This window comes from Psychrobacter sp. TPE 89C (genome assembly GCF_055522395.1).
In genome coordinates, this window is the sequence record NZ_JBVFXW010000080.1 from 1 (window position 1) to 6,371 (window position 6,371).

Genomic DNA, 6,371 nt, shown 5'->3' on the forward strand with positions numbered 1-6,371 from the left:
GGCACAGATAGTGACAGTGATAGCAGTATCACCAAAGGTGGTGTCAGTGGCTATAATGATCCACAAGGCATGCTCACCACTGAGAAACGTGAAGCCCTTGGCGGTAAGCTTGAGAGTGTGTTTGATGCCAACCGAGTGAATGAGGAGCTTGGGGCGCAGACGCAGATTACGCAAGAGTTTGGTAAAGAAGCGCCGAAGGCAGTGGCTGAGTTTTCACAAAACCGTATTGATGCTATCAAAGATGATACTACTCTTAGTATTGATGAAAAGTTAGAAGCTATTAAAAAATGGGATGAAGGTGGTATTTACCGAGTAGCAGCTCATACCGCTTTAGGTGCCTTGGGGACGGGTAGCGTAGAAGGGGCTTTAACCACAGGCAGTATGGCTGCTGCGCCTACTCTTGATAATTTGCAAAAGAAAATTTCAGATGCACTTGTTGCTAACGGTATGAGTGAAGATATCGCTAAAGGCACAGCAAATGGTGTGATAAGTCTGGCGCTATTAGGTACAGGCTCTGCAGTTGGCTTAGACACGTCAAGTATAGTGGCCGCTATGAATGTAGATGCGAATAATAGACAGTTGCATCCACAAGAAAAAGAGTTAGCTAAAGTACTGTTTGAAAAAGCTAAAAAACAAGGGTGGAAAAGAGCAGATGGTAAATCTTATACTCTGCAAGAAATAGAAGATGCCTTACGATGGGCGAACAGTACGAAATATAACGATGATGTAACCATTATAGTTGGCAATAACGCCAAGGGTGTTGCTATTGGCCAAGTGCTTATTAAAATGGGAAATGGTGATACTGGACGCGCTATAATTAAATCTTATGAAGATCTAGCTAGTGGGGATCCTGCAAAAGTTAAAAAGGCTCAAGCTACACAGATTCAGATATTTACCAGTTTAGGTTTGTCAGTTAGAGTAGATGGTAATGGAACTCCCATTCCCATCAAAAAAACAAGTTCTACATCAGCTAGTAAGTATTCAACGTCAACAACTCAAGCAGCTCAAAGAGCAGGTTCTAACCATCCGTTACTTGAAGATGCTATACCAAGAAATGGTAGTCGATTAATAGTTAACCAAGGACAGTGCCCAACTTGTGGTCCAAACTCTGCTAAGATGGTTTTAGACACTCTAGGTAAGAATGTGCCGATAGAGAAATTGATTAAGAAATCTCCGATGACGGCTGATGGAATTTATTACACAGATGTGAGGAATTTACTAAAAAGTCAAGGTGTTGACGCTGTTGCCCTCCCTAACAGAACAGTTAATGACATTGCTCGATATACTGCTAAGGGCACTCCTGTAATTGTACAAATAGCAGGCAAAAACGGATTTCCTCACTTTGTTGTTGTAGATGGGATTACTAAGAGATATGGAAAAAGTGTTGTAGCAATACGTGACCCTAATAATATTCAATACTTTAGTCCTATAAATACATTTGAGAGCAGTTTCACTGGCAATACAGTTATAATTAGGAGCAAATAACATGATAATTAAAGTTGATTTTTCTAGTGAAGTAATTAGTATTGGTGAACCTATACCCTTTCAAAATATTGTTGACGTTCCTTGCTTATGTAAATTAAAGGCAGGTAAATTTACGATAGAGTTTGTTAGTACTCATACTAAAATAGAAGGAAATCTTAAAGGTTGGTCAATAGAAGATTTTAGTGCAAGAGCTCCAGTTGGTGTAGGTGGGGAGTATGCATATTATGCACAGGGGCTTATCTCTATACAGCATATAGAAGAAACTAATTACAAAGTTCTATCATTGAGTTTGTTCTATAATAGTCATGGTTGGCTTCCAGTTATCGAAAACGGAAACTACGCTATTCCAAAGCAGTTTTGGGATGATGAACCAGACTGGTTGCCATAATTTCTGTAAAGCTTGCTCTGTAGTGGCATAATTAAATCGGACCATGTTTAAGAGGTTATACTAGCCCAAAAGAAGGAACATAGTATGACCAGCAAACGCAGAGAATATACCCGAGAATTCAAGTTAGAAGCTATCAGCTTAGTCGTTGATCACAAGCGCAAAGTTGCAGAAGTAGCAGAGTCGCTAGGGATTGGAGTCTCCACCCTAGACAACTGGGTACGCAAGTATAAAAAAGAGCAGCAAGGCATTGCGCCAGCTACAGGTTTAGCCCTCACCGATGAGCAAAGAGAACTCCAAGAGCTTCGCAAACAAGTTAAACGACTCACTATGGAGCGCGACATTCTAAAAAAGGCTTCCGCTCTGCTAGCCTTGGACAGCCTGAACGTCTATCGCTGATCAGCAAGCTTGTAGAGCAAGACAAACGACTGAGCAAGCGTAAGCTATGCGACCTATTTGGTGTTGTTAGAAGCAGCTACTATTATGGCATGCAGACTAAGCCAATTGATATTGAACGTGTCAAACTCAAAGCCTTGATACGTCAGGTATTCAACGACTCCAAGCAATCGGCTGGCGCTCGTACCATTGCCGCTATCTTATGGAATGAGCATAACACCAGACTGACGCGTTACTTAGCCACCAAGCTTATGGAGCAAATGAATCTGGTCAGCTGCCAGCTTAAGACACACAAGTATGAGCACGCTGATCAAGCGCATAGAACCCATAACAATATATTAGACCGCAGGTTTGGCCCAGATGCGCCCAATCAAGTCTGGACGGGTGACGTGACTTATATTCGTATTAAAGGCGGCTGGTGCTACCTAGCCGTAGTGTTAGATTTGTTTGCCCGTCGTGTCGTGGGCTTCGCTGTCTCAGATTCTCCTGACAGTATGCTGACTTCTAAAGCACTACAGATGGCATATCAGACGAGACTTAGACCCAGTGAAGTGCTGTTTCACTCAGATCAAGGCACGCATTATACTAGTAAAGCGTTCGCTGAATCCGTGGCTAGTTGTGATGGTATGAAGCAAAGTATGAGCCGAAAAGGTAATCCACTACGGGCATAGCCCTCCGTCTTGCACTCGGGCAAAGCAGTGCTTTGCTAATCCTCGCTCATGGGATAACGCCCCAACTGAACGCTTCTTTAGAAGCTTTAAAACGGAATGGATGCCAAAAAGTGGTTATGAAGATATCTTTGAGGCTAAGAGTGCTATTACTGACTATATCTGGGGCTATTATCAAACCGTAAGACCGCATACTTTCAACAGTTATTTAACACCAGCTGAAGCAGAGAGACGCTACTTTAATAAAACCTCTTATCGGGTGTCCTAAATTAGTTGACCACTACACTGGGCAACATTATCCACCGACAGGTAAGGAACTAGGTCGCTAGGGTAAACTGTATTTACAATGGGTAATTTTAAGGTGAGAATATGAATGAACTTATAAAAGCTGAGTTATTAGAATTGAGAAGACATATATTGGCTGACTACCAACCTACTAAGGTATCAATACGCGCTATGAAATTTCTGCTCGATTATTCTAACGAGATACCTTATGAACTTCAGAGTGATCTACACAGCTTAATAGCAATGGATATGGATGAATTCATATTACCTCAAGAGGAATGTATTGAAATTATTGACAGACTAATCGCTTGGCGTTTACGATGAAAAGGGGAACTAATTAATACTTTCCCTGGTACATTATAGAGTGAGTAAATCATGCAATTTCTCAGCGTTTATAAGAAAATATCTCAAGATGATCTAGGTGCAGCCAGTGTATTAGCAGACAATAAAGACACAGTTGCTAACAATGCCAAAGAGGGTAGGTGAATTAATTTCATAATGACTCCAATAGATAAGTGTAGCTAGTTAATGTGTAGCGTAATGAATAAACGGCGGCCAAATAACGATTAAGATATTCTATTGATAAACTCATAAGACACGCAGAACGCAGCGTCTTGCTTAACGTATTTGAAACACTGTAAAACATCAGAAAAGTCAGGTTTTATGCTTTCATAGCGACTGTCTATGTCTTTATCAGAGATTTTTTTAAATGTTTTATGATGGAGTCTTACAACCTCGGCTGTCCTACCATTGAGTAAGACAGTCTCTTTTAAGTTTTGTATTTTTCCACTTGTATTAAAGTCAAACGTCGCATCATCCACGGTACGATAAATACTGCCGTTAGAGAGTTTGAAATTCAGCTGACTAATGGCATAACTCATACTTCCTCCTACGGCACCCTCGTAAGTACAAGCTTTTACAATGGCTTTATTTTTGATAATAGAATCAACGATGGTACATTTGGTACTACCATTGATATCGGCCATACCTGCAATAGCACTAACAGAGAGGAATGACAACGGAAGCGCCATGAGTATTTTTGAGAATTTCATTGATATATCCTTTTATGGGTTTTTAACTTGAGCCGGAATGACTGCATTTTTTGCTGCTGAGTTCATTATAGCGACTAAAAAAACAGCTATTCTCTAGACCTGATGAACGATCGTTTGTCTAACGAAAGTCTTTTAGCATTACCCTGTTTTTAGTAGTTAGAGCTTTTAGTGGCATTCGGAAGCAGATGAGTTCAGAGTCAGCACACAGCAGGATGGTATTGGAAAATTATCAATAAGGCAGGAAGTTATATTTTTAGATCAAACCCTAACTTTAAACTACTCGCCCACATAAAAGCACAGATAAAAAACACCCTTTAAGCTATATAAAACATAGCTTAAAGGGTGTTTTTTTTATGCATAAAATACGTGATAGCGATGCTGTTTAATCACAATAATCGTATTTTATATCATCTGAAAATAAAGGTTTTGACACATGACAAGTTGTAACATAAAGTAGTTAATATAATTCATCTAAAGGTGACTTAGAACATCCTCTACCATGTCAATGTATGTCAACCAAATATAGTAATACGACAGTTAGTCAGCTTTTTAACCGTTAAAGGTGAGGTGAGGCTGATTTTTTGTAGTATGCTGAGAAAATTTTTATACCATTTACATGGTGACCTTTCCCGCTATCTCTCTAAATTTATTTAGAGAGATAGATCAACGCCTTGTGGGTCTTTTTTAATCGTGTAAAGTGTGAATAGTGAAATTAATGAGACGATAGTAATATACAAACCAATCATCCATGACTGTTGATAAGTTGCCATAATCCATTGCGCAATCATCGGAGCGAATGCACCACCAATAATGGAACCTAATGCATAGCTGATGGATACCCCTGAAAAACGCACTTTTGCGGGGAACATTTCAGCAAATAGGGCTGATAATGGACCATAAGTAAAACCTAGGGGAATAGCCCAAACCACTAATGCTAGCATAAATAAAATGGGAGATTTGGTATCAATCAAAAACCACATTGGAATCGACCATAACGACAATAAGATATAGCCTAATTTAAAAATCTTTAGACGACCAATCTTATCACCTAACATGCCGCCCCAAAGGGTTGATACTAACCAAGAGAAAGCAGCCGCAACTACGATTAGCATGGTTAAAGTAGGGCTAAGTCCTAAGGCTTTTTGACCGTAACCCACCATAAAAGCGATGAGAATATAACCACCTGCATTCACTCCCATAAAGATTAAAGCCGCTTTAAGAACTGTTGGTGTGTGATCTTTGAATAACAATGACAATGGTGCAGAGGCTTCTGCTTTACGACGATGCATGGCTTCAAACACTGGTGATTCTTTAACCGAACGACGGATAAAGGTGCCCACGATGATTAATGCAATCGATAATATAAATGGAATGCGCCAACCCCACTCGAGGTAGGCTTCTTTACCCAAAATCAAATTTAAGAGCAGCAGGACACCAGTCGCTAAAATCATACCGATGGGCACGCCAATCTGTGGGTAAGCCCCAAATAGCGAGCGTTTATCAAGGGGTGCATGCTCGACAGATAACAATGCCGCACCGCCCCATTCACCACCTGCAGAAAAGCCTTGGATAATACGTAAAAATACCAAAGCCAAGGGTGCTAATACACCAATCTGCGCATAAGTCGGCAAGAAGCCTATTAAGGTCGTTGACGCACCCATCAAAATCAGGGTTGTTACCAATACCATCTTGCGACCGTACTTGTCACCCAATCGACCACATACGATTGCGCCTAATGGGCGAAATAGGAATGAGATACCAACGGTAGCAAAAGCGATGATTTGGGCTAGCATAGGGTTAGATTTGCTGACTTCCGCGAAAAATAGGGGAGCAAATATAAGGCTTGCGGCTTGTGCATAGATGAAAAAATCATACCATTCAATCGCAGTGCCAACTAGGGTGGCAGTGAGTACTTTCTTATCCTGATGTACAGCAAGCGAGGCGTTTTCAGCCATCGTGGTGGTAGTTGTCATTAGTGACTCCTTGTCTATATATTGTCCTAGAAACGACTCAACTGTTTAGCTATCCTAGCCAAACATTACCTAATATAAATTAATGATACTTTTTATTTATTAAAAATAAAATTGTGTATCTCTTTTT

5 protein-coding genes and 1 pseudogene are annotated in these 6,371 nt (G+C 40.4%); 4 read left to right on the top strand and 2 right to left on the bottom strand.

Features of this window, described 5'->3' with window-relative positions; genetic code table 11:
• The 4 genes and pseudogenes from ACZW67_RS13890 to ACZW67_RS13905 form a co-directional block, all read left to right on the top strand.
• The coding region (locus tag ACZW67_RS13890; RefSeq protein WP_465183742.1) for a cysteine peptidase family C39 domain-containing protein at positions 1–1,485 on the top strand (1,485 nt) is incomplete at its 5' end.
• Between the two features lies 1 nt (position 1,486).
• Positions 1,487–1,873: a hypothetical protein gene (locus ACZW67_RS13895; protein ID WP_465183743.1), complete on the top strand. Its 387-nt coding sequence runs from the start codon at positions 1,487–1,489 to the stop codon at positions 1,871–1,873.
• An 84-nt stretch (positions 1,874–1,957) separates the two neighbouring features.
• Positions 1,958–3,202, top strand: a pseudogene (locus ACZW67_RS13900) (IS3 family transposase).
• Positions 3,203–3,303: 101 nt separating this feature from the next.
• Positions 3,304–3,543: a hypothetical protein gene (locus ACZW67_RS13905; protein WP_465183744.1), complete on the top strand. Its 240-nt coding sequence runs from the start codon at positions 3,304–3,306 to the stop codon at positions 3,541–3,543.
• A 242-nt stretch (positions 3,544–3,785) separates the two neighbouring features.
• Here the strand turns inward: ACZW67_RS13905 and ACZW67_RS13910 are convergent, their stop codons facing one another.
• Both ACZW67_RS13910 and ACZW67_RS13915 read right to left on the bottom strand, forming a co-directional pair.
• A complete protein-coding gene (locus ACZW67_RS13910) occupies positions 3,786–4,271 on the bottom strand; it encodes a hypothetical protein (protein ID WP_465183745.1) in 486 nt (161 codons plus the stop codon).
• Positions 4,272–4,921: 650 nt separating this feature from the next.
• Positions 4,922–6,244, bottom strand: a complete 1,323-nt coding sequence (locus ACZW67_RS13915; RefSeq protein WP_465183746.1) for an MFS transporter — start codon at positions 6,242–6,244, stop codon at positions 4,922–4,924.
• Positions 6,245–6,371: the final 127 nt, after the last annotated feature.

Excerpts from the sequence above, each read along its gene's own strand:
- ACZW67_RS13895 (WP_465183743.1), top strand. The coding sequence starts at position 1,487 with ATGATAATTAAAGTTGATTTTTCTAGTGAAGTAATTAGTATTGGTGAA.
- ACZW67_RS13905 (WP_465183744.1), top strand. The coding sequence starts at position 3,304 with ATGAATGAACTTATAAAAGCTGAGTTATTAGAATTGAGAAGACATATA.
- ACZW67_RS13910 (WP_465183745.1), bottom strand. The coding sequence starts at position 4,271 with ATGAAATTCTCAAAAATACTCATGGCGCTTCCGTTGTCATTCCTCTCT.
- ACZW67_RS13915 (WP_465183746.1), bottom strand. The coding sequence starts at position 6,244 with ATGACAACTACCACCACGATGGCTGAAAACGCCTCGCTTGCTGTACAT.